Below are 23,137 nucleotides of genomic sequence, written 5' to 3'. Positions count from 1 at the left end.
TAACCTAAAATTGCTATTGTAGGGGAGTTTTAGCAGTTGTTTCTGATACTTCTGGGATGGGTATGACTAATTCAAAGGAGGTTAATATTTTACCTGTGTTGACTATTTGTTGAGTATCTATGGTGGGAGCTAGGAGTTGACATTTATATTTGTCAATTAATAACAGAGGTGGCAATTTTTCTAGACTTGCCATAATGGTTTGAATTTGGTAGAAATTGCCTTCGATTTCTACTTTAATAATCTGTCGTTTTAGTTGGTTTTTTAGTGATTCTCCCAGACTGTTATCAGTAACAACTTGTGGTTTGTCATCCAGGGGAGTAAATTTTTTCAATTTGGCTTTGATATAGGGATTACCCAAGGACTGACTATTAGTAAATTCTATAATTTGGTTCATACTAAGAAGTATATTATTCAGGTTTTTCTCATCCCCCATTAAGGATAGAACTTGACTTTTTTGCTGCTGGGATAGGGCCAATCGTTTCTGAATTAGATTAATTCGTTGAGCTTGCTGATTTTTTTGCTCATGCTCTTGTTCGATTTGGATAATTTTCGTTTTCAGTTGATTATGTTTTTCAAACTCTGGTATGAGCATATTCAGTATGATATAACCACACCCTAGTAATCCTAAGACACCGATTATTAACCCAGTTACCATGGGTGTGAAGGTAATACCAAATGCGATTGGGTAGGAAGATAAAGAATTATTAGAATTGGTTTTTTCAGGAAAATTTAAATCCTCATTAAATATCATTTACTAATAGCTCCTATTCTTTCTAAATGACGAATTTTTTCCACTAATCCCATGGCACCTTTTTTTTCTAATTCCCTAACTAGATTGGATACTGGCACATCAGTTAGACTAATTGTCATATTATATTTAACAACTTGAAGTGGTTTAAATTCCATGGATGACTGTTGGGTTACTATAGCACCAGTTACTGGGGGTGCATCAACTAATTCTGCCATATTAATTCGACTATTTTTGGCATTAAATAGTTTAGATTTTCCTATATTTAAGAGGAATTGGTTTACAGCTTTAAAATTTAGAGCATAACCCGTAATTTCTAATTGCTCTGTCTTGGTAGATAGGGTAGTAATTTGCTTATGCTCAAGACTTTCAATTTGAACTTTGCTAGGAATCCTATTGCCCAGTTCCTGTAAAATAACTGACCAGGATCTCATTTGCTCAAATACTGTGACTAAGTTCTCAGTTTGTTGTTCAATTGTAGTGGTTTGTTCCCGGATTTTTTGCATCTGAATTAATTGCTGATCTAGGTTTTGACTGTGGTTGTTTAGTTGGGCAACTTCCCCTTCTAAACCGCTATTTTGGTCTTGTAACCACCACAAACTACTCCATGCTAAAGCTGGAAAACATAAACCCAATCCCAATCCCACAAATATGGGGATAAAATTTCTCTTATTGATTGACTGATTTATTGAGTTAACCTCATTCCCATACTCTACCTTTAATTTGCTACTTGAGCGATGCTGGAGAAAATTAATTTCTAAATTGTACATAGGAAAATATTATATATATAATGGACTATCTATATTTGACGCATCCCTAAACCTAAGACCACTGCTAAACTAGGATCCTGTGACGAGGGAAATTTATCCCTGTCCACTAATAGATCTTCACAAGGATTAATTCTACTGGTTGTAAAACCCAATCTATCAGTCAAAAACTCATCTAGCTGTTCCATCCCTCCTCCAGCACCAGTTAGAAAAATTTGGGATACCTCCATAGACTCAATTTGATTAATACAAAAATCAATAGTACGACCTATCTCAGCTGCTAATTGCTCTAGCATGTCTAATTCTGATTCTGCTCTATAAGGAATAGTCATTAACATCATTTCCCGTGCAGGTAAACTTATCTCCCTAGATATAGCAGTTTCTAATTGAAACGTACCAATAGCAATAGTACGGGAAAACTGTGGCACACCATTGATAATCATGGCAACTTCTGTATGGTCAAATTCAATATTGACTAACACTACAGCTTCTTCAGGTCTCAATATTAATAGGTGCTTTTGGATAGTTCTAATAGTAGCAAAACTTTTAATTTCTAAAACCTCTATTTTCAGTCCAGCTAGAGCAAAAGTGTGAATATAACTGTCCGTAATTTCCCTACGGGTAGCAACTAGGAGAACCTGTGCTTTTTCTATGCCATCTTGATCTATGAAATACCCCAACTTTTGATAGTCTATATCCGCTTCCTCTCGTGGATAGGGTAAATATAATCCAGCTTCCTGATTGATAAATAAATCATATAACTCTTGGCCCTCCAACTCTAATGGTGCGGGAATTATACGCACAATAGCATGTTTTTCGGGTATACAAGTTCTAATCTGAGTGGTTTTGATTTTACTTTCCACTATTGCTTGTGAGATAATTTCTCCCATCCTGGGACAATCACAAATTTCACCATTGACCATTATCCCTTCTGGAATAGGAAATGTGCTCAATGACTCTATTCTTAAACCCTGACGCACCCTGTGCAGTTGGGCTATATTTAGCCTATCTCCTGTCAGTTCCACACCCACACCCCTAGTAGACTTACCCAGAAAATTACCCCAGTAACTTAAAAAGTCACTAAAACCTAAGTTTTTTACCATTGATCTACGCTACTTTTGTAGAAATTTTAACAAATTTATGCCAAAAATCCGATCATCAAAATTTTCACGGCTCACTGTTTTAGGTCTAGTAGGATTACTAGCCAGCTGGGTAGTTAGTTGTACCACAGCAAATGTGGGAACGACTGTTGAATTTTGGACTATGCAACTGCAACCGGAATTCACCAGTTATTTCCAAGGTTTAATTTCCACCTTTGAATCCCAAAACCCTGGTATTAAGGTTAAATGGGTAGATGTGCCTTGGGCTGCCATGGAAAGTAAGATTTTAACGGCTGTATCCGCAAAAACCCCACCAGATGTGGTTAATTTAAACCCAGATTTTGCTGCCCAATTAGCGGGACGAAATGCCTGGTTAGATTTGGATGCCAAGGTATCACCTGAGGTTCGTTCATCCTATTTGCCAAACATATGGCAAGCCAGCACTCTTAATGGTAAGAGTTTTGGCATTCCCTGGTATTTGACCACCCGCATAACTATTTATAACACTGATTTACTCAAACAAGCAAGTATCTCTAAACCACCAGCAACCTATCAGGAACTAGCCCAAGCAGCACGACAAATTCATGACAAAACGGGCAAGTATGCCTTTTTCACCACCTTTGTTCCTCAAGACTCAGGTGAGGTTTTAGAATCTCTTGTGCAAATGGGTGTTAATTTAGTGGATAAGCAAGAGAAAGCGGCTTTTAATACACCCGAGGGTAGGGCTGGTTTTAAATACTGGGTGGATCTATATCAGCAGGGACTATTACCTAAGGAATGTTTAACTCAGGGTCATCGTCACGCTATTGATCTATATCAGTCGGGAGAAACTGCATTTTTGGCATCGGGGGCTGAGTTTTTAAAAACTATTGCCAACAATGCTCCACAAATCGCTAAGTCTTCTACCATAGCTCCCCAAATTACGGGTAATACGGGTAAAAAAAATGTAGCTGTGATGAATGTTGTTATTCCTCGTAGCAGTAAAAATCCGGATGCAGCACTCAAATTTGCTTTGTTTGTTACCAATGATGACAATCAATTAGGTTTTGCAAAAGCAGCTAATGTTTTACCATCAACTGTTAGAGCATTATCTAACAGTTATTTTCGGGAAGTTCCTGCTAATGCTTCTACTGTGGAAAAAGCACGTATTATCAGTGCGCAAGAAATGCAAAAGGCTCAGGTTTTAACTCCTAAAATGAAGGATTTTAAATTGCTACAAAGGGCAATTTACGAAAATCTTCAAGCAGCAATGTTGGGACGAAAAACTGTAGATCAAGCTGTTGCTGATGCTGCCAAACAATGGGATAGTAGGTAGGAATTGGTCACAATTCGCCAAAGCTAAAGAATATAACTGCCAGAATACCTCAAAACTTGAGGGGATGTTCTGGCTGCCTATTTTGCAGGACTAACCTGGGAAAAGAAGTGACCAATTAAGTACAAAGAACCACATAAAACAACCGGGCCATTTATATTTGTACTATTATTTCTATTATTATTCGTATTATCTTTAGTTTTTAACAAACCAAAGGCAGCATTTAATGCCAAAAATATATCCTCATATATTGCACAAAAATCTAAGTCCGGACAAGTTTCTAAAGCCAGAGCCTTTAAATAATCTAGGTTTGCATAATCACTCCCCGGTACTGGTACTAGGTATAATCTATCTTTTGTCTTTAACAGCTCTCTGAAAATATCTTTATGGTCTTTTGTAGTTAGCATCCCCATTACCCAAGTTATATTTTTGTTTCTATCTCCTATACTGTCTACATAATTCCTCAAAACCTCTGCTGATTCTGGATTATGTGCACCATCAATTAACAGTTGGTGATTTTTCCAATTAAACCATTGCATTCTTCCTGGCCATTTAGTCTTCTCCATACCCTTAATTATGGCTTGACCAGAAATCTCCCATCCTTGTTTTTGCAACATTCCTAAACTCGCTAATGCTAGAGCGGAATTAGTGAGTTGAATTTCCCCTTTCAATGGTAATGGATATTTAATTGCTTTAATATGCCCCCCCGGTTCTACGGTTTGATATTCTGCCCACCCAGGACTAATTTCTCTTGCAGGTGATACGACCATAATTGGACTTTCCAGTTCTACACCCCTGCATATCACTGCTTTCTTGGCATCCTCTGGCAATTTCCCTATCACTACCGGACATCCAGCTTTAATGATCCCCGCCTTCTCTCTGGCAATATCACTGATGCTTGAACCTAGCTGCTGCCAGTGATCCCTACTAATTGAGGTGATTACTGTTACTAATGGTTGATCACAAACATTAGTAGCGTCTAATCTCCCCCCCAGTCCAACTTCTACTACTGCTATATCCACTTTCTCCTGGGCAAAGTATAGCCAGGATGCTGCTGTAATTATCTCGAATTGTGTGGGCTGCTCTTCATTTGAGTTAATCACAGCTTTCACTCTTTCGATTAATTTAGTTAGTTCTTCACTTGCAATGGGCTTTTCATTGATACATATACGTTCATTCCAGTCTATTAAATGAGGCGAAGTGTATCTACCTGTTTTGTAACCTGACTCTGTTAAAATGGAGGATAAATAGGCGCAAACTGAACCCTTACCATTAGTTCCCGCAACATGAATTATGGGAACCTGTCTATGGGGACTATTTAAGGTCTCTAGTAACTTGACAATACGGGTAAGTCCTAAGTTAACACCAAAGTGCTTGAAAGGTTGAAGTAAAGAATCCACGGCATAATAGGGAACTAAGTAAGGAGTAGATGGCAAGTTGACAGTTAGGTAATTGAACGCACCACTCATTGATTATAGATGGGGTGCGTTCAACCGCTTGCATAATTTAGGCTTCTTTATTTAAAAAGGCTTGTACTTGTCTTAGAGCTGCAGCACCTATATTAAAGGCAGCCCAGCTTGCGGCAATAACTAAGGGTGCTAGGACAATTACTATGCGGGTATCAATGTTCATATCGAGAAAACCTCTGTTATATGGGAATTAAAGTGTTTGTAACTTTTCCAGCCCTAAAGGGGTGGAGCGTCAACCCGAAGGTGACAGCGGAACAATAATGTTCGTGAGGGGATGGATACTTTATCCGCTCCCTTCTTAATTTTTACCTCAAGTTGGTCATTTTTCCAAGGGAGCAGAATGTGGGATAAAACCTATGTCCTTCCCCTTTCCTGCATGGACTAGGGCTAACTGATGATATTTTTCGGCATGTTCAAAAAGTTCCGCCGCTTCAGTTTCTGTTACTTGACGGACTATTTTACCGGGTACTCCAACGACAAGAGAATAGGGAGGTATGTCTTTGGTTACTACCGCACCTGCTCCCAGGATGCTACTATGACCAATACGAACCCCATTTAAAACTATTGCACCAATGCCAATTAAACTACCTCGTTCAATGTGGGCAGAATGTATCACAGCACGATGCCCTACAGTAACATGGTCTTCTAAAATAGTAGGTAGACCAGGATCTCCATGTAGTATAGCTCCGTCTTGTACGTTTGTGCATTCCCCAATTTCAATCCGTTCCACATCTCCCCTAACCACTGCACTATACCAAATACTCGACCTTGCTGCAACTTTAACCGATCCAATTACAATGGCATTGGTGGCTATAAAAGCGGCTTGAGAAAAATCCGGAGATGTCCAATAGGAAGCAGTAGACACGATAGAATTTTGATATGGTAACCAGGAACACTGGAAAAACTTCAACCTAAGAAATTGGTTGCATAATTAGCATATCACAGTCATTTGTCCTGTACAATCAGTAATAACTGCTGGGGATTGCTTATCCTTATCTTTTGACCCAGGGTGTTAAATCCAACCTATTGGTGCTGCTAAATATAAAACTATGCTTGTACACACTTCATGATGAATCCAGGCTTACAGTACCCAATATTTGGACCTGAAATACAGTGTCCACACTGTCGCCAGACCATTCCGGCGCTGACTTTGACTGATACTTACTTGTGCATACGGCACGGTGCTTTTGAAGCTAATCCCAAAACTGAGGAGTTAGTACATCTCCAGTCGGGTCGTCACTGGCGCAAATGGGGTAATGAATGGTATAGACAACATACTCATCCTGATGGCATACGCTTTGAAATTCATGAGGCGCTAGATAAGCTCTATACTCAGGGTTATCGTGCTACAAGAGTGATTATTGCCCGGCGTTATCAAGAGCTAATGAGTGGTTACTTGGAGCGAAGTAGTTCTTGGCGGTCAGAACAACCGGAAACAGGTAATGCTCGATTGTATGGTTTACCAGTGGAGTTTGGACCAGATCCGCTTGATGAGCCATGCTGGGATGTGATTAACTTTGATTTGGATAAGGAACCAGGCGCTCCCGTGCGTTACCCCTATTTCCGACTGTTTGAGTAAGCTGTCGTGCAGCTCGTCTCTCACCTAACCTGATTAGGTGAGTCATTATTCCGTCCTCAAATCCCTAAACTATGCCAAACTATGCATCATGTTTCTATTAGAACGGGTAATATTCATCGGGCAATCGCATTTTATCAAGAACTAGGTTTTGTAGTTGGCACTCGCTTCACGACAGGTTATACTTTAGCTTGTTGGTTGGAGGGATTAGATAGTCGCATCGAATTGATTCAAATTCCTCAACCCAAACCCGCACCGGATGCTTTTACGGATGAGAATTATGTGGGTTATTATCATCTTTCCTTTGATCTCACTTCCCGAGTGTCAGATTTATCTGCTTGGCTGTTAGAATTGCAACAGAAAATGTCTTTGGTTTTGGAACTATCACCCCTGAAAGTTCTTTTAGAACCTACTCAACAACAAATAGGCGATCGCATTTTAGAGGTAACTTTTATTGCTGACATGGATAATTTACCATTAGAGTTTATCCGTTTTTTGCCAAATAGTTTAAGCGTAGAGAATAAAGGTTAAATACTACGAATAGTATATTTAGTGATATGTTTTAAAATGTATGCTTGCGATTTTTGCCTTTTACCGGTCTCGTTTATTCTTACTGTTATTTATATTATCATTCTCCCTTACCCTAGGACTGTATTTGGGAGATATATTCCATATTCCCCTGGGGTTTATGGAACCGAAATCAGAAACCTACCAAGCAAGATTAGAAAAAATACCCCCACAAGCACTGGAAATAAATAATCGTAGAATGGTTGGCAACGTCCAAAAAATAGTTCTATCCAACGGGTTAACAGTATTAACCAGAGAAGTACACAGCGCTCCAGTTGTGACAGTACAAGTTTGGTATAATGTAGGTTCATCCCAGGATAGTTCAGGGATGAGTGGGATTGCTCATCAACTAGAGCATATAATGTTTAAAGGTACAAAAAAACGTCCCATACAATTTTCTAAAATATTTAACAGGTTAGGTAGTAACTCAAATGCATTTACCAGTTATGAACAAACAGCATACTATCATACTGTATACAAAAATCAACTACAAGCATTACTGGAATTAGAAGCGGATAGAATGGCGAATCTGCTAATTGATAGTCAAGATTTAGCCAGCGAAAAGCAAGTAGTGATTTCCGAATTAGAAGGTTATGAAAACCGTCCCAAATACCGTCTCAAAAGGGCTGTAATGCGGTCCATATTTCCCCATCATGGTTATGGGTTACCCACGGGTGGCACTAAAAGCGATGTAGTCAATTTGACCGTTGAGCAGCTCAGGGAACATTATGAAAAACACTATCATCCCAACCATGCTGTTTTAGTAATTGTGGGAGACTTTACCACCAGCAAAACCTTGCAAGCTGTTAAAGAAATATTTGGTAAAATTCCTCCGAGTCAACAATTACCCTCATTTCCCCCTTCTCCTGTTTTCCAACCTTCCAGTTCACCGATAATTCTGCGGGAACCCGGGGGGAAAAAACTTTTGCAAATAATTTATCCACTTCCCAATTTGCATCATCCAGATATTCCCGCTTTGGGAGTAATGGACTATATTCTGACTGGGGGAAAAAATTCCCATCTTTATCAAACTTTGGTCTCCTCTGGTTTGGTTACAGACCTTTCTGCTCGTGTTGTGAGCTTGCGACAAGGTGGTTGGTATGATTTATCGGTGATTCCTGCACCGGATCAAGATTTACAAACCGTATACTCTACTATTGAAAGCGCAATCACCGAACTTGTTCAAACAGGTATTAAAAACAAAGATATGGAACGAGCTAAAAAACAAATCATAGCATCAGTAATTTTCAACAGACAAGATGTAACTAGTCAAGCCATGCAATTGGCTAATGACCAGCTAATTGCTAATGATTACGAATATACAGAAAAATATTTAGAAGGAGTTAGTCAAGTAAATGCGAATCAGGTTATTAATGTTACAAAAAAATACTTAACTAAAAGTGCAGTAATTGGTTTTTTTGTACCTGATCAAAACACCTCAAATAGTTCTTATCAAACTCCGGGTGTGAAAACTGAGGAATTCTTAGAACAGGTACCATTAGAACACTTAAACAGTAGAGAGCAAGTGAGTGATGCTGAGGTAACCAAGTATTTACCATCTAGCAATAACAGTGAGATTCCCATAGTGAGAGCTATAATTCCCCAAAAGTTAAAGCTAAATAATGGTTTAAAGGTACTATTGTTAGCAGACAGAAGCATTCCTACAATTACAGTAGCTGGATACATTCAGGGTGGTAAAGAATTTGACCAAGCACAAAAAGCTGGCTTAGCATCCTTGGTAGCAGATAGCTTGATGAATGGAACCACAACGCAAAGTATGTCTGTGATTGCAGAAACCTTAGACAGTAGAGGAGCGAGTTTAGAATTTACTGTATTTAGGGAGGGAGTCCGATTACTAGGAAAAAGTCTGAGAGAAGACTTAGCCATATTGTTACATACTGTTGCTGACGTAGTCAAAAATAGTAACTTTCCCGCCAAAGAGTTAGAAATCAGTCGTCAAAAGGCCATAAATGAGCTAAAGTCAGACTTACAAGATGCTGATGAAGTAGCAAATCGCAAATTTATCCAAGCACTCTATCCGTCAAATCATCCATTACACATCTTTCCCACCTTAGAAAGTATACAAAAACTGAGCAGGGAGGATACGTTGAATTTTAGACAAATGTATTATCGTCCAGATAATATGGTTTTAGCAATAGTAGGTGATTTTGAACTTGCAAGAGTTAAATCACTATTAGAAATGGAGTTTGCCAATTGGCGAGTTGGTGGGAAAGCACCAGCAGTACAATATCCACAAGTAGCAAGAAAAAAACGAGGTTTCCAGATTAATTACCCATTACTAGGGAAGTCACAAACCGTCACCTATATGGGAAATCTGGGTGTAAAACGTCAAGATCCGAGATTTTACTCAGCTTTAGTATTAAATCAAATTTTAACAGGGGATACCGTATCCGGTAGGTTAAGTTCACGAATAAGAGATGAATTAGGCTTGACATATGGTATTTACAGTAATTTGCAAGGGGGAAAGAACTCAGGGACTTTTATTATAGAAATGCAAACTAGTTCCCAACATACTCAGCAGGCCATATTGAAAACTCGTGAAATTCTGCAAGACATATATCAAACAGGAGTCACCAATGGGGAAATAGCAGCTGCAAAACACTCCTTGATTAGTAGTTATAATCTTTCCTTAGCTAAACTCCAGGAATTAACTACCAGAATTTTAATGAACGAATTTTTTGGACTTGAGCAGGTGGAACTACAAACTTTCCCATCAAAGATCCAAAAAGTTACCAGGGATCAGGTCAATCAGTTAGCACGTCAGATTCTCAATCCTGATCAACTTACAGTAGTTACAACAGGAGACATTAAAAGCTTGTCGCAATAGGTTTTAATTAATAATTAACCGTGTCACACTTCCTAACCTCGAATTACCGTAATATTTCTCCCCTGGGGACTAATTGCCATTTCCGTGGTTGTTCTTTCGCTTATAGGTAGTAAATTAGGACGACGGTCAAAAATCACCAACCATCCCGTGGGCAAATTTAATCCTGATAAGTATTTATCCAACTGTTGCAGTCCCTTTTTTAATGGGTCTGAGCTACCTTTTCTCCACACCTTTAATTCCATTGCTAATACTTCTTTCCCATAACGTAAACATATATCCATTCTTCCCGAACCAATAGCATATTCTCTGTCTAAAGTTCCCCCTCCATTTACCACTCGATGTAAAAATGCCATTAATACTAAATGGGGTGCTATTTCTGGATAGGCGGCGCTTTTTTGTAGTGGTTCTCCATGCTGGCGCCAAAAGTCTAAAAATGCCTCTAGCAGAGCTGGAATATTCAATAGACCTGTAGTTGTTAACCAGGTGGGTTGGATCATGGGTAAACTGTCTTGAGTTCCCCGGGATAACATACGAGGAATTACCTCTTGATAAATAGGATTGGCAATTTTTAATCCCCCTTCTTGACTACGTATAACTAATCCTAAATCGATTAAATAACGCCGGTCGTCTTCGGGAGTATTGGGCAATTCTTCCCCCGCTAAAATAGGTTCTATGATTGCTTGAACCCGGTTTTCTCTCAATCTTTCTGCTAGACTATCTAGGTGGGTATCTTGTCTTTGAATTAGGATTTCCTTGGCTTGATCAATCAGGTCTATAGTAATAGGAATCTGGGGATCTGTGGTTAAATATTCTGTAGTTTGACGAGCTAGAGCATTAACTAACCAGGGTTGACCTTGAGTCAAATAATAAGCACGGTGAACAGCTTCTGGTGTGAATATCTGTCCCGTAGCTTGGGTGTGTTGTTGATAGAGGTTAGTTACATCTTTTAAACTGAAGTTATTTAGGGTCAGGGATTCTACTTTAATATTAAAAGGACTGGCAGTATTTAATTTATCACTACCTCCAGATGCAACTTTATAATCCCGCACATCCCTCATACCAATTAGGGCTACACACTGGGGAAATCCTTTGGGACGACGGGGAAAACCATCCCTCAATTGACGTAACATACTAATCAATGTTTCGCCCTGGAGAGAGTCAATTTCATCAATGAATACTACCAGTGGACGAGGTGATATTTCTGCCCAAGTGGTTAAAGCAGCATTTATTCGCTGTCCGGGTGATGCTGCTGGCCATGTGGGTGGTTCCAGGTCTTGCGGTAACCAGAATCTTGCTGCTTGTTGCCAAGCACCTAAAATTGCCTGTTCAGCAACATCCGGTTGATGATTAAAAGCACTACCTATCTCTACCGATACCATCACTGCCGTATATTCCCCACTAGCAGTTAACTCCTGGGCCAGGTTTAACATGGCTGTGGTTTTTCCTGTTTGTCTCGGTGCGTGGATGACAAAATAGTTTTGTTGGTCAATTAACCGCTTTAACTGTGGTAGTCTTTCCATTGTGGGGAGCATATAGTGTATATCTGATTTACACGGACCTGCTGTGTTAAACCATTTAGTCACTTTGTTCATTGTTTTAGTTTGGTGATATAGAAAATTTCTCTTAACCTCGAATTACCGTAATATTTCTCCCCTAATCACTTAACTGTTTACCATGAGCACTAAACTGAGCATTTCTGAGGGAGTGGACGGTAAGACTTGCATCTTGTACCCAATACTGCTTACCAAACCTAACCACTTGACGGTAACTTCCCGCTTGAACAATTCCAATCACAGGAACTTTGGCTTTATCTTTATCCCCCGATTGTTCTTTTAAAATAGAGCGTAAATGATGTTGAGTATCAATACTACTGGCTTCGTGGGGATTTAATTCCACTACTACCATCTGAATTTTCTCTACCTGCTCTGCATCTTCCACCAGCAATTGGGTCTGTTCATCCCGTTTATCTACCTTCCCCCACACAATTAATCTGGCATCAATTTCTAGTATTCCATTAATCCGCTCATAGGTTTTGGGAAACACAACTGCTTCTGAGGTTGTGGTTAAATCCTCAATTTGCAAAATTGCCATTTGCTCCCCTTTTTTGGTCATCACTTTTTTGACGTGGTTCAGCATCACCACTACACAAACTAGGTTTTTATCCTTTTGCTCTCCTAAATCGACAAGATTAATGGGCGCTAATAAAGATGAAGATTGTTTAATATTTTTTAAAGGATGGGCTGATACATAAAAACCTAATAATTCTTTTTCCATTCGCAGTTTTTCCTGGGGGGGATAGTCTGACACTGGGTCGGCTTTAGGTATGGACTTAAATCCATTTTTACTACTTGTGGACACGTTACTAATGCCAGTACCCATGAAGTCAAATAGGTTTCCTTGACCAATAGCTCTATCTTTAGCACGGGATTGGGCCCATTCATATACTAATTCTAAATCTTTAACTAATTGATGGCGGTTCGACTCTATTTTATCAAATGCTCCACATTGAATTAATGACTCTAGGGTGCGACGATTGACAACCCGTAAATCAATGCGATCGCAAAAGTCACCTAGAGATGTAAATTCTCCTCCTTGTTGACGAGCATCTAAGATACCAGCGATCGCATTTTGTCCCACATTACGCACTGCGGAAAATCCAAATAATATCTTCTGATCTGCTGGTGTAAAATCTAACCCAGAACGATTAATATCTGGTGGATCAATTTCAATCCCCATGTTATTACAATTGTTGAGATATTTCTGAACTTTGTCCGTATCCCCACTGTTAGCTGTTAACAGTGCTGCCATATATTCCAAGGGATAATTAGCTTTTAAGTATGCTGTTTGGTAAGTGACATAACCATAGGCGGTAGAGTGAGATTTATTGAAACAGTTGGAAGCAACCAAGCCATTTTTGATGATAAAATTGTGGTCTTTGGCAACTCCAATGTCATAAACATCCGCTTTTCCTAAATATCGGCGAGAAACTATTTTCACCATAATCCTAAAGGAGAAAGTTGTGGTACTATCTGGTATTATAAAGTGAATCTATAATAACCAACAATGCTATCAGTTAGAGATGCGGAATCTACTATTTTAAATGCAGTAAAACCACTAGACAACCAAAGAGATATAGAGTACATAGACTTATTGACCGCAAATGGACGAATTTTAGCCAGTCCCGTGGTTAGTTCTCGGGGTTTCCCCCATTGGGACCATGCCCTAATGGATGGTTATGCAGTGCGTTATCATGATGTACAGCATGCCAGGGCAGATAAACCAGTTATTTTGCAAGTTGTAGCGGAAATTAGAACTGGTGATGAACCTTCTGTAACCCTTGAATCGGGACAAGCTGTAAGAATTTTTACCGGTGCTATGATACCAAAGGGTGCTGACACGGTAATCATGCAAGAAAAAACCCACCGTCAGGAAAACCGGGTTTTAGTGTTCATTGCACCCCAATCCCATGAGTTTGTCATCCATCAAGGGGAATTTTACCAAGCAGGAAATGATCTTTTACCTTCCGGAATCGTCTTGAGTGCTACGGAAATTGCCCTTTTAGCTGCTGCTGGTAGGGAAAAAGTCAGTGTTTTTCGCAATATACGAGTAGCTATTTTTTCCACAGGCAATGAGTTGGTAACATTGGAGGAGTTACCAAAACCTGGACAGATATTTGATTCTAACCAGTATGCTCTGGCTACCTTGATGCGCCAGTTGGGGGCTGAAGTGTTATTATTAGGGATCGTACCAGATGATCCCATCGCCCTAGAACAAACCATAGATTACGCAATTACCAGTGCAGATATTGTAATTTCCACTGGGGGGGTATCTGTAGGTGACTATGATTATATATACAGAACGTTAGCTTCTTTGGGGGCAACAATTCATTTTAACAGAGTTAAAATGCGTCCTGGAAAACCACTAACCTTTGCTACTTTCCCAAATGAAGGACTAAACTATGCGGGAATCGACAAATTACAGAAATTATATTTTGGTTTACCAGGGAATCCTGGATCCGCTTTAGTGACTTGTTGGCGGTTTGTGCAGCCAGCGGTCAGAAAAATGTCGGGAATGGCTAGGGGGTGGGAGGGGAAATTACTCAAGGTAAAATCCTCGTCAGAATTACAATCCAATGGCAAAATGGAAACTTATATTCAGGGCGAGTTGAAGCTGAGAAATGGTGAATGTGAGTTTTGCCAAGCTGAGGGTAAACACAGCTCAGCAAACTTGGTCAACTTAGCTCAAACTAACGCTTTGGCAATCTTACCCGTGGGTAAAACCATTGTCCATCCGGGGGAGGAGGTTTGGACTTTGATGGTAAAAGAGTTTTAAAATTGGGGGGATGGTCCGTCCCTAAACCCCTACTTTTTCCTTTTGTGGGACCACATAAGGTTTTTCTGCTCCTTGAGCTAAATAAACAGCTAGTTGACTTTCAATTTGATCTCGAACAATTTGGCGGTATTCCAAGAAATGTTCGTTGTGGGCGCAAGTTGCCAAATAATGTTCTGCCACCTGGGGATTATGTTTGATAATGCTAAATAGATGATGCCAAAATTTCCACCGGGTTTCTCTTTTAATTCCCTGTCTCCAAATAACTATTAACAGGGCTTTTACGATTACCCAATCAGGCATTTTGAAGGGAGCTTTCCACTTGGGTGAACCCATGAGTAGAAAACACCTATAGGTACGATCTAAATACTTAATGGGATCATATAAGGCGCAAAAAGCATCAACATATTCCTTGGCAATGTCCTCCAAAGGACGGGTGGGGATAAAGTTCATTAAAGTTGTCTGATTAATATTCCCATCCTGATTTTCCCTTAGTCTTCCTTCCTTTTGTAACCGATGCCATAATGCAGTGTTTGGCAATGCTTGTAACATGGCAAAGGTGGTGGAGGGAATGGCAGCTTGCTCTGCAAATCTGACAATGCGATCGCCTGCACCTTTTTGTTCCCCATCAAAACCAATAATAAAGCCTGCCATGGGTCGCAGTCCCGTCTTAATAATAGTTTGTACCGATTCTGCTAGGGAACTGCGGGTATTTTGAAATTTTTTGGTTAGTTGTAAACTATCTTCATCGGGGGTTTCAATGCCCAAAAATACTGCGGCAAAACCAGACTCAACCATCAATTCCATTAATTCGGGATCTTGGGCTAAATCTATAGATGCTTCCGTGTCAAACCGGAAAGGATACTCATGTTCTGCCATCCAAACCTTTAACTCTTTAAGCAATAATTTAACATTACGTTTATTGCCAATAAAGTTATCGTCAACCATGAATATACCACGCCGCCAACCTAACCGATAAAGACAATCCAACTCAGCTAAAAGTTGTTCTGGAGTTTTAGTTCTGGGTTTTCTGCCATAGAGGACAATAATGTCACAAAACTCGCATTGAAAAGGGCAACCTCGAGAAAACTGCACTGACATCATGTCATAGGCACTAAAGTCTAGCAAATCAAATCGAGGAATTGGTGTGCTTGTGACATCTGGTTTTTCCGTAGCCCGAAAAATGCCCGATTTCTGACCGCTTTCTATGGCGGTGACAAACATGGGTAGGGTAATTTCCCCCTCATCCAAAATCAGAAAATCCGCTCCCGCTTCTTGTACCTCTTGGGGTGTGGATGTGGGGTAGGGCCCACCTAAAGCTACTAATTTACCACGACGTTTTGCTTCGCGTACTTGATCTAACAGGTCTTGTTTTTGGACAATCATAGCTGAGAAAATAACCACATCAGCCCATGCCCATTCCTCTTCTGTAGCGGGACGAATGTTACGGTCTACTAGTTTAAACTCCCATTCCTGGGGTAAAATAGCAGCTACTGTAATGAGGCCTAAAGGTGGTAGTAGGACTTTTCTATCTACCAGGTCGAGGATTTTTTCATAGGACCAGAAGGTTTTGGGAAATATGGGATAAACCAGTAGGACACGCATAACATCACCCCTCACGAAACTTATCTTCAGTTACTTAATTATATGGCATAATCTTAATTATATGGCATAATATGGTACTATATTACATGACTAGAACTAAACCTGAGTAGGGAGACAGAATTATTTGTAGGATGGGTCGAGGAACGAGACCCGTGGCGTTGGGTTTCATACTTCAACCCAACCTACGTTCATCTTATATTTAATTCCACCCACTTAAACCTCATTTCTTATTAATAGTGATAACTAAATTCTAGTTGGCCATTCCAAACAGCTACGTTCAGTCTATTCAAAACACTTGACGAGGTGTTTGGCAGTTTTGTTCCCCTCTATCAAGAGTGCTATCCTCTTTAAACGGAAAAAGTATCAATAAGATCTAAGCCAAAAACAGCTATGAGCGATCAAAGTCCCTACGAAAATCTTGGGGTGTCAAAAGATGCTAGTTTCGATGAGATTCAAAATGCTCGAAATCGCCTGTTAGAACAGTATGGTAGTGATAATAGGATTCGGGAAATTGTTGAAGCAGCTTATGATGCAATTCTAATGGAGCGTCTGCGAATGCGTCAGGAGGGCAAAATTAAGGTTCCTGAAGGAATTCGCTTTCCTGAAATGCGAATGCCATCCCCCCAAAAACAAGTTGTTAACCCCAGCGCTTACTCCCCGTCTTGGCTACAAAGATTTTGGGATCAGCCCAGTGTCTCCGACATACTATGGCCAGCAGGTTCTTATTTAGGGTTAATTTCTATCAGTATGTTCGTCGACTATAATACAGCACAAGTATTACAGTTAACATTACTTGTGGGGTTAGTTCTAAGTATTTATTTCATTAATCGCAAGGAAAACAAATTTCTGAGGGCGGTTTTGTTGACATTGGTAACTCTGGTACTGGGTTTAATGATGGGAGGTCTGATAGCTGGGGGAATACCATTGGATAGCCTGTCAATTTTAGGAAAGTCAATTTCTCCTAACCAGTTCTCGGCTGTGCTAACATTTATTTTAATGTGGTTTGTTAGTAGCTTTCTCCGTTAACTTCCAATTTCTTTTCCCTTAACCTATGGGATAAACCAACTCCCTGACTCTGGAAGCTGAATCCTGGTTCAATGCCACCCTGGCTAAAACCTGGGATTCAGTGGTAGTCAGTTGGGAAATGACCTGCTTTAAGGGTGCGATCGCCTGGGGATTAGTACTCAGTTCGTCTATTCCCAAACCTATAAGAATAGGTGCAACTGCGGTTTCAGCGGCAATTTCACCGCATAGTCCGACCCAAATATTAGCTGCGTGCCCGGCTTCTACCGTTTGTTGAATCATCCGCAGCACGGCTGGCTGTAAGGCATCAGTTAAATTTGCTACTTTAGGATTAGTGCGATCGCATGCCATAACATATTGACTCAGATCATTTGTACCAATACTAAAAAAGTCTACTTCTTTGGCCAGGTGATCGGCAATAGCTACAGCGGCTGGGGTTTCAATCATAACTCCTACGGGCAGTTTGGCATCAAACTCCATACCATCTTTTTTAAGCTCTGCCATGGATTGGTTTAAAATTGATTTAGCGGCACGTAACTCAGTTAAAGTACTAATCATAGGCCACATAACTTTAATGTGGTGTTTAGCGCTGGCTCGTAAAATAGCTCTTAATTGAGTTTTGAGTAAATAGGGATGTTCCAAACAAAATCTAATGCCGCGCACACCCAAAAAGGGATTAGTTTCCTGGAGAGTAGAGCCCAGATAGGGTATTTGTTTATCTCCTCCCACATCCAAAGTGCGGATAATCAATGGAAGTTCCCCTAAAGTTTGGGCAATATCCTGATAAACTTGTAACTGTTCTTCCTCCGTGGGTGGTTTAATCTGTTCCAAATATAAAAATTCTGTTCGTAGCAGACCCACACCTTCTGCACCATAGCCAACAGCAGCTTTAGCATCAGCCACACTGCCAATATTGGCGAATACATGAATTCTTTGACCATCGCGGGTAGTTGCGGGTTGGTGGGCCTTCTTTCTAGCTTCAGCTTGATTAGTTTGCCAGACTTGACGTTTATTTTCTAGAGCAGTCAATACAGATCCCTCTGGTTCTATCCACACCCTACCACCTTCACCATCCAGAGCAATTACAGCACCATTTTCCACGGTCAAAACCTGGGAATCCACACCAACCACTGCAGGAATACCCAAAGTTCGGGCAATAATAGCACTATGAGAAGTAGCACTACCAGCAGTCATACAAATCCCCAATACCTTGCGAGGATCCAACCTAGCTGTATCCGAGGGAGTTAAATCCGTCCCCACTACAATTGATGGTTCCAAGATATGTAATTCCGTGGGCAAATTACCCAGCAGAATTCTCAATACCCTTCTTCCCACATCTACCACATCATCCACTCTCTCCTTCAAATAAGCATCTTCCAGTTGGCGATAGGAGTTGGTTACCTCTTCCACTACCGCTTGCCATGCCGCCTCAGCGTTTAATCTATCTTCTATAATATACCTACGAACAGCATCTAACATTACTGGATCTGCCAGAAATAAAAGGTGAGCATCAAATATTGCCGCCTCCGCATCACCTATTTGCACCGATGCGTGGGAAAGCAACATCGTAATCTCCTGTTTCGCCCTTTGGATAGCATGTTGTAGTCTTTGCCACTCAATTTCCACATTCTCTATGTGGTATTCCGTAATAGACACAGGAGCTAATTGATAATGAACTACAGGAGCGATCGCAATGCCAGGAGAAGCGGCGATTCCCGTAAATTGACCAGGATTGTCGGGGAGGGGGGAGATGGGGTGGGTTGGCAATTCCAGAACAGCATCTTGCTCTCCGAAATTATGGATAATTAAGGACTGTAGAGCTGTAATTGCCTCCTGAGCATCCCTACCCCTAGCAGTAATTAATAATTCATGTCCTTGACGTACGCCCAGGGTAGCAACTTGGTTAATACTATCACCTCTAACTGCTTCCGTATTTCTAGTTAAATTCTGCACCTGAATTTTCGCTTCAAAACGGCAGGCGGTAGCGACAAACTGAGCTGCAGGTCGAGCATGTAGACCAAGACGGTTTTTGATTTGAATGCGAAGTTCCTCTGTGGGAACAGTACCGTCAATATTGTTAGAATCGTTATGTAAGGGATGAGCGATTAAATTTAATTGATGAGATTTAGCCAGCAAAGCACCTTGAGCTTCCCTTAGAACCTCCTGAACATTTTTGCCAGTACTAGCAGCAACAGTAGCAGCAATAGCACCTTCCACCAAGGGAGCATCACACAAATAGATTTTATCCCGTTGTGCTGGTGGTAAAAACTCCAATGCCATTTCTGCACTCATAAGAGCGCTACCCAAATCCATCAATACAATGACCCCATCCTCAGAGAATACAGAAGAGATGGCTTGATAAACCTGAATTGGATCTGTACCCAATGGGTTTGTGGGGTCATCCACACCCGCTGCGACAGCAAGGGAAATTTTTCCCTGTACCATTTGTGCAGCTAGTTCTTGTGCTCCTAGAGCTAATTGTTTGCTGTGGGAAACAATAACAATACCAACCACTGTCACACCTTTAGCAGTTACCCATTCAATTATGAATCGAAGTTATAGAAAATTTCTATTTATTTAGCTTATATTTAAGGTTGTTAACCAGATCTACATATACCTAGTCAACTGGATTCGATATCTGTCCTTTTTGGTGACAGCAATTTCGCCCACTTGCAAACGCCCTTTACCGCGAATTGCTATTAAGTCTCCCATTTTTAACTGGTAACTGCTTTGAGTAATCTCCTTCCAATTGACACGCACATCCCCGGAATCAATTAAATCAACCATTTTACTTCTAGACATACCAAAACCAGCAGAAGCAATGGCATCCAATCTTAAAGAAGCTTCTACTGTAGTTAATTCCTTCTTTTTGGGTTCCCTAATTTTTAACTCGCTAGAATCTATGACCTGAGTTTTCACTGGCACAGAACGCACCTGTTGCAAATTCATGGTTAAAAATTCTGCCAGTTCTGGAACTACTATTGCTTGGGCTCCCCTCTCCCCTAAAATAATGATATCTCCTGTTTTTTCTCGCACAATCCCCGTACCTAGCATAGCCCCTAAAAAATCCCGGTGGGTGGCAGTGTCAAACAGAAAATTTCCAGCTATGTCTAAAACGGTAACAACCACTTGGGATATATCTAAAGGCATTTCAGAACGAGCGATAGCCACTCGTTGACGTTCAGCTTGGAGATATCCACCCCAGGCTACTAAATGCACCTCCATTAACCGGCTAAAAACTCGTTCAATTTCAGCTAACTCTGGGGGAGATAAAAAGTCAGTTATTACCACTTCCCAGGTCTTTATAGCCTGTTCTGCTTGGTCAATTACATGGGCAATAATATCGCGGTTTTCAACACCCTTTAACAGTTCTTCTCTTGGCAACATAATTAATCTTCAAAGTGGGGTTTGACTAGTTTTTAAGCTGCTTTACTAACCATTATCTGCATAACCTTGAATATTCTCTGGATCATACTGACGGAGAATGCGTGTAGCTTGGCGAGTCAGAGCTTCTGAACCTTGAACTACAATTAGGTATTTCCCAGCGGATAACCGGTTGCGATAGGGTAAAGCATCACCACCACCAAAAATCAAACCTACACCACCTCCCACAAACACACTACCCATAGCACCACTAGCAGCGCCCAGTAAACCCCCAATTATATGATTACCAATTTCCCCAGCCCAGATAAACGTGTCTAAGCCAGTAATTAAACTAAATGTAAACCCAGCAAAAAAGCCAAATGGTATTAACCAAAATGCCATGAGTTTAACTTGTTTTTTAGCCTCTTCATTGGGATCTATTAACCCAAACTCATCAGCAGTTTTATATCCCCTACCCAAAATGGAGCTAGTAATACCCTCCTTTTCTAAACTCAAGTAGGCCGATTCGGCCTGGATACGATCTGGTAGCACAGCAACAAGATAATTCATATAAAATTCATGAAAACACAATTTTCCCCATTTCCTGAAATCCCCCATGGATCAAGACTTTTGAACCGCCCTAGAGGTGACATATCTCTGTAATCTGGTTAGAGCTAAATTGTAATTCAAAATAGCCCGAACACGATTAGCCTCCGAACGGGTAAGTTCACTTTGGGCATTGATAACATCGGTTTGAGTTCCCACACCAGCTTGGAAACGTAGTCTAGCCAGTCTCAGGGATTCCTTAGCTTGATCTAGAGCAGTAGCAGCAGTTTGCACGTTTTCCAAATTGGCTAGGTGACTGGAATAGGCTTCCTCCACTTGAAAACGAACCTGATTACGCCTTTCAGCAAATTCAGTCTCCGCAATGGCTATTTCAGTTTTAGCCCTAGCTGCTCTGGCCCGGGAAGCACCACCATCATATAGGTTCATGCTGGCTCGCAATCCCACAGAATAACCATCGTTAATCGCCACTCCGTCGTTAAATTGATCTAATAAGTCATATCTGGCAATGAAGCTAATTTGCGGACCTAGTGTGGCTAAGGCTTGTTTTCTTTGTTGTTCTCTAATATTCCTCTCTGCCAATTTTTGCTGCAGTTCGGCACGGTTTTCATAAGCTAGAACAATACTATCTTCTAAACTGCTTTTCCATAATCCCGCTAACTGCACCGGATCCGAAGCGGTAATACTCACAGACTGAGGTAAGTTCAATCTCAGGGACAAACGACGACGAGCTATAGCCTGCTGGGATAGGGCATCTGTCAGTTCTTGTTGAGAATTGGCTAAATTAACCTGCGATCGCAACACATCAAATTTGGTTCCCACACCTGCTCGCTCTAATGCTTGAGCATCCCGTAAGCTGGCTTGGGAATTTTCCACTGCGGAGCGAGCAATTCTCACGCTCTCATCTGACTGTTGCAAGCCATAATACTCCGTAGCAACATTTAAACGAATTTCTTCCGATTGCCTTTCCACCTCAAATTGTTGGAGACGCACTTGTTCTTCGGCTTCCTTAATAGCTGCCGTTCTTCTACCTGATGTGTATAAGTCATACCGTAGTTCTGCCTGAGAATCAAATACGGAGGTAGCGTCTGGATTTTCAGAGGGTATATTGAGACGTTTAGCGGTTTGTCTTTCCTGGAGAGTAGCACTGGAACTACGACTTCTGGTCACACCACCGAGTACATTCAAGCTAGGCAACAAAGCAGCTTGTGCCTCCCTTAAAGAGGATTGACTACGTTGTAACTGCAAAACAGCCACTTGTAAATCATTATTATTCTGCTTGGCCAATTCCAAAGCCTGTTCTAAACTAATTGCCTCTGTTGTCTGCACCTTAACTCCTTGAGAATCTTGAGGTACATCCAAAAAGTTGGGGTTAGGTTTAAAACGTTCCAAAATCGTCTGAGTAGAATCCGATGTAGGGTTCACAGATTGGGAATTAGTTTGTGCTATTCCCGAAGGATTGTCCTTAGGTAATGTTATCTGAGCTACCTGATTATAAATTTTCCCTGATATCACCTTGGGGTTAACCGGGGATAAGGACAAAACTGTTTTGAGCTTGGTTGGCGATGGTACATTAGCACCATTTACCACCGGGAGTGGACTAGAACTAGGCAGTTCCGGTAAAACAGCTTGACCAAAATCAAGCTGATAGTCAAAAAGTGGTGCATGATCAACCGTAGTTGCAGCCAGCTGCCAGTTGTTTTCCACAACAGAAACTTTAGGATTCGTCGCAGTCGATACAACAGGAGAAGAAACCAGTTTCAAATCATTAGCCTTGAAGGTTCCAGCCCAAGCAGGCTGAGTTGTTAATACTGCTGCTGTCACACCGGGCAAGAAACTATGAAATAATTGCTGTCCTTTCACCGC

General features: G+C 40.8%; 19 protein-coding genes. 6 read left to right on the top strand and 13 right to left on the bottom strand.

Going from position 1 to position 23,137, the window contains the following annotated elements; all coding sequences use genetic code 11:
• Positions 1 to 13: 13 nt before the first annotated feature.
• The 3 genes from C6N34_RS06080 to pilM are packed head-to-tail and all read right to left on the bottom strand — an operon-like array spanning position 14 to position 2,618.
• The gene (locus C6N34_RS06080) at positions 14 to 751 is read right to left on the bottom strand and encodes a pilus assembly protein PilO (RefSeq protein WP_115539409.1); all 738 of its coding nucleotides are present in this window, start codon (positions 749 to 751) and stop codon (positions 14 to 16) included.
• The gene (locus C6N34_RS06075) at positions 748 to 1,518 is read right to left on the bottom strand and encodes a PilN domain-containing protein (protein ID WP_057176959.1); all 771 of its coding nucleotides are present in this window, start codon (positions 1,516 to 1,518) and stop codon (positions 748 to 750) included. Before C6N34_RS06075 ends, C6N34_RS06080 begins: the two co-directional genes overlap by 4 nt.
• Before the next feature lie 29 nt (positions 1,519 to 1,547).
• Positions 1,548 to 2,618, bottom strand: a complete 1,071-nt coding sequence (gene pilM / locus C6N34_RS06070; protein ID WP_115539410.1) for a type IV pilus assembly protein PilM — start codon at positions 2,616 to 2,618, stop codon at positions 1,548 to 1,550.
• A 37-nt stretch (positions 2,619 to 2,655) separates the two neighbouring features.
• On the opposite strand from pilM, the gene C6N34_RS06065 reads away from it, so the two are divergent.
• Positions 2,656 to 3,930, top strand: coding sequence for an ABC transporter substrate-binding protein (locus C6N34_RS06065; protein ID WP_006276114.1), 1,275 nt, complete (start codon positions 2,656 to 2,658; stop codon positions 3,928 to 3,930).
• Positions 3,931 to 4,007: 77 nt separating this feature from the next.
• Here C6N34_RS06065 and C6N34_RS06060 read toward each other — a convergent pair whose 3' ends face one another.
• The 3 genes from C6N34_RS06060 to C6N34_RS06050 form a co-directional block, all read right to left on the bottom strand.
• Positions 4,008 to 5,396: a bifunctional folylpolyglutamate synthase/dihydrofolate synthase gene (locus C6N34_RS06060; RefSeq protein WP_115539411.1), complete on the bottom strand. Its 1,389-nt coding sequence runs from the start codon at positions 5,394 to 5,396 to the stop codon at positions 4,008 to 4,010.
• Between the two features lie 37 nt (positions 5,397 to 5,433).
• Complete coding sequence (locus C6N34_RS06055; protein ID WP_006276116.1) at positions 5,434 to 5,559, bottom strand: photosystem II protein Y; 126 nt, start codon at positions 5,557 to 5,559, stop codon at positions 5,434 to 5,436.
• A 156-nt stretch (positions 5,560 to 5,715) separates the two neighbouring features.
• Positions 5,716 to 6,261 (bottom strand): gamma carbonic anhydrase family protein, encoded by a 546-nt coding sequence (locus C6N34_RS06050; protein WP_057176956.1) that lies wholly within the window; start codon positions 6,259 to 6,261, stop codon positions 5,716 to 5,718.
• Between the two features lie 201 nt (positions 6,262 to 6,462).
• Here C6N34_RS06050 and C6N34_RS06045 point away from each other — a divergent pair, with 201 nt between their 5' ends.
• The 3 genes from C6N34_RS06045 to C6N34_RS06035 all read left to right on the top strand — a co-directional run bounded on the left by C6N34_RS06045 (position 6,463) and on the right by C6N34_RS06035 (position 10,387).
• On the top strand, positions 6,463 to 6,975 hold the full coding sequence (locus C6N34_RS06045) for a TIGR02652 family protein (protein ID WP_057176955.1): 513 nt from the start codon (positions 6,463 to 6,465) through the stop codon (positions 6,973 to 6,975).
• An 81-nt stretch (positions 6,976 to 7,056) separates the two neighbouring features.
• Positions 7,057 to 7,503 carry a VOC family protein gene (locus tag C6N34_RS06040; protein WP_057176954.1) on the top strand — a complete coding sequence of 149 codons (447 nt, stop codon included), beginning with the start codon at positions 7,057 to 7,059 and terminating at the stop codon, positions 7,501 to 7,503.
• 40 nt (positions 7,504 to 7,543) lie between these two features.
• Positions 7,544 to 10,387, top strand: a complete 2,844-nt coding sequence (locus C6N34_RS06035; RefSeq protein WP_115539412.1) for a M16 family metallopeptidase — start codon at positions 7,544 to 7,546, stop codon at positions 10,385 to 10,387.
• Between the two features lie 32 nt (positions 10,388 to 10,419).
• On the opposite strand, the gene C6N34_RS06030 is transcribed toward C6N34_RS06035, so the two are convergent.
• Together C6N34_RS06030 and C6N34_RS06025 are read right to left on the bottom strand one after the other, a co-directional pair.
• Positions 10,420 to 11,970, bottom strand: coding sequence for an AAA family ATPase (locus tag C6N34_RS06030; RefSeq protein ID WP_057176998.1), 1,551 nt, complete (start codon positions 11,968 to 11,970; stop codon positions 10,420 to 10,422).
• A gap of 70 nt (positions 11,971 to 12,040) precedes the next feature.
• Positions 12,041 to 13,387: a trans-splicing intein-formed DNA polymerase III subunit alpha C-terminal partner DnaE-C gene (locus C6N34_RS06025; RefSeq protein ID WP_006276122.1), complete on the bottom strand. Its 1,347-nt coding sequence runs from the start codon at positions 13,385 to 13,387 to the stop codon at positions 12,041 to 12,043.
• A gap of 63 nt (positions 13,388 to 13,450) precedes the next feature.
• Between C6N34_RS06025 and C6N34_RS06020 the strand changes: the two genes are divergently transcribed.
• On the top strand, positions 13,451 to 14,719 hold the full coding sequence (locus C6N34_RS06020) for a molybdopterin molybdotransferase MoeA (protein ID WP_115539413.1): 1,269 nt from the start codon (positions 13,451 to 13,453) through the stop codon (positions 14,717 to 14,719).
• A 21-nt stretch (positions 14,720 to 14,740) separates the two neighbouring features.
• Here the strand turns inward: C6N34_RS06020 and C6N34_RS06015 are convergent, their stop codons facing one another.
• Positions 14,741 to 16,321 (bottom strand): B12-binding domain-containing radical SAM protein, encoded by a 1,581-nt coding sequence (locus C6N34_RS06015; protein WP_006276124.1) that lies wholly within the window; start codon positions 16,319 to 16,321, stop codon positions 14,741 to 14,743.
• A 390-nt stretch (positions 16,322 to 16,711) separates the two neighbouring features.
• Between C6N34_RS06015 and C6N34_RS06010 the strand changes: the two genes are divergently transcribed.
• Positions 16,712 to 17,347, top strand: a complete 636-nt coding sequence (locus tag C6N34_RS06010; protein ID WP_057176951.1) for a CPP1-like family protein — start codon at positions 16,712 to 16,714, stop codon at positions 17,345 to 17,347.
• An 18-nt stretch (positions 17,348 to 17,365) separates the two neighbouring features.
• Here the strand turns inward: C6N34_RS06010 and ptsP are convergent, their stop codons facing one another.
• From ptsP to C6N34_RS05990, 4 genes are all read right to left on the bottom strand, one after another.
• A complete protein-coding gene (gene ptsP / locus C6N34_RS06005) occupies positions 17,366 to 19,864 on the bottom strand; it encodes a phosphoenolpyruvate--protein phosphotransferase (RefSeq protein WP_057176950.1) in 2,499 nt (832 codons plus the stop codon).
• 87 nt (positions 19,865 to 19,951) lie between these two features.
• On the bottom strand, positions 19,952 to 20,731 hold the full coding sequence (locus C6N34_RS06000; protein WP_006276127.1) for a photosystem II S4 domain protein: 780 nt from the start codon (positions 20,729 to 20,731) through the stop codon (positions 19,952 to 19,954).
• Between the two features lie 45 nt (positions 20,732 to 20,776).
• Positions 20,777 to 21,277 (bottom strand): hypothetical protein, encoded by a 501-nt coding sequence (locus tag C6N34_RS05995; protein WP_040008162.1) that lies wholly within the window; start codon positions 21,275 to 21,277, stop codon positions 20,777 to 20,779.
• Positions 21,278 to 21,328: 51 nt separating this feature from the next.
• A complete protein-coding gene (locus C6N34_RS05990; protein ID WP_115539414.1) occupies positions 21,329 to 23,134 on the bottom strand; it encodes a TolC family protein in 1,806 nt (601 codons plus the stop codon).
• Positions 23,135 to 23,137: the final 3 nt, after the last annotated feature.

Source organism: Cylindrospermopsis raciborskii Cr2010, from assembly GCF_003367075.2.
In the GTDB taxonomy this organism is placed as follows: domain Bacteria; phylum Cyanobacteriota; class Cyanobacteriia; order Cyanobacteriales; family Nostocaceae; genus Raphidiopsis; species Raphidiopsis raciborskii.
The sequence above is the reverse complement of the archived record's forward strand: the minus strand, read 5'-3'. Positions and strand labels throughout refer to the sequence as shown.

Excerpts from the sequence above, each read along its gene's own strand:
- C6N34_RS06080 (WP_115539409.1), bottom strand. The coding sequence starts at position 751 with ATGATATTTAATGAGGATTTAAATTTTCCTGAAAAAACCAATTCTAAT.
- C6N34_RS06075 (WP_057176959.1), bottom strand. The coding sequence starts at position 1,518 with ATGTACAATTTAGAAATTAATTTTCTCCAGCATCGCTCAAGTAGCAAA.
- pilM (WP_115539410.1), bottom strand. The coding sequence starts at position 2,618 with ATGGTAAAAAACTTAGGTTTTAGTGACTTTTTAAGTTACTGGGGTAAT.
- C6N34_RS06065 (WP_006276114.1), top strand. The coding sequence starts at position 2,656 with ATGCCAAAAATCCGATCATCAAAATTTTCACGGCTCACTGTTTTAGGT.
- C6N34_RS06060 (WP_115539411.1), bottom strand. The coding sequence starts at position 5,396 with ATGAGTGGTGCGTTCAATTACCTAACTGTCAACTTGCCATCTACTCCT.
- C6N34_RS06055 (WP_006276116.1), bottom strand. The coding sequence starts at position 5,559 with ATGAACATTGATACCCGCATAGTAATTGTCCTAGCACCCTTAGTTATT.
- C6N34_RS06045 (WP_057176955.1), top strand. The coding sequence starts at position 6,463 with ATGATGAATCCAGGCTTACAGTACCCAATATTTGGACCTGAAATACAG.
- C6N34_RS06040 (WP_057176954.1), top strand. The coding sequence starts at position 7,057 with ATGCATCATGTTTCTATTAGAACGGGTAATATTCATCGGGCAATCGCA.
- C6N34_RS06035 (WP_115539412.1), top strand. The coding sequence starts at position 7,544 with ATGCTTGCGATTTTTGCCTTTTACCGGTCTCGTTTATTCTTACTGTTA.
- C6N34_RS06025 (WP_006276122.1), bottom strand. The coding sequence starts at position 13,387 with ATGGTGAAAATAGTTTCTCGCCGATATTTAGGAAAAGCGGATGTTTAT.
- C6N34_RS06020 (WP_115539413.1), top strand. The coding sequence starts at position 13,451 with ATGCTATCAGTTAGAGATGCGGAATCTACTATTTTAAATGCAGTAAAA.
- C6N34_RS06015 (WP_006276124.1), bottom strand. The coding sequence starts at position 16,321 with ATGCGTGTCCTACTGGTTTATCCCATATTTCCCAAAACCTTCTGGTCC.
- C6N34_RS06010 (WP_057176951.1), top strand. The coding sequence starts at position 16,712 with ATGAGCGATCAAAGTCCCTACGAAAATCTTGGGGTGTCAAAAGATGCT.
- C6N34_RS06000 (WP_006276127.1), bottom strand. The coding sequence starts at position 20,731 with ATGTTGCCAAGAGAAGAACTGTTAAAGGGTGTTGAAAACCGCGATATT.
- C6N34_RS05995 (WP_040008162.1), bottom strand. The coding sequence starts at position 21,277 with ATGAATTATCTTGTTGCTGTGCTACCAGATCGTATCCAGGCCGAATCG.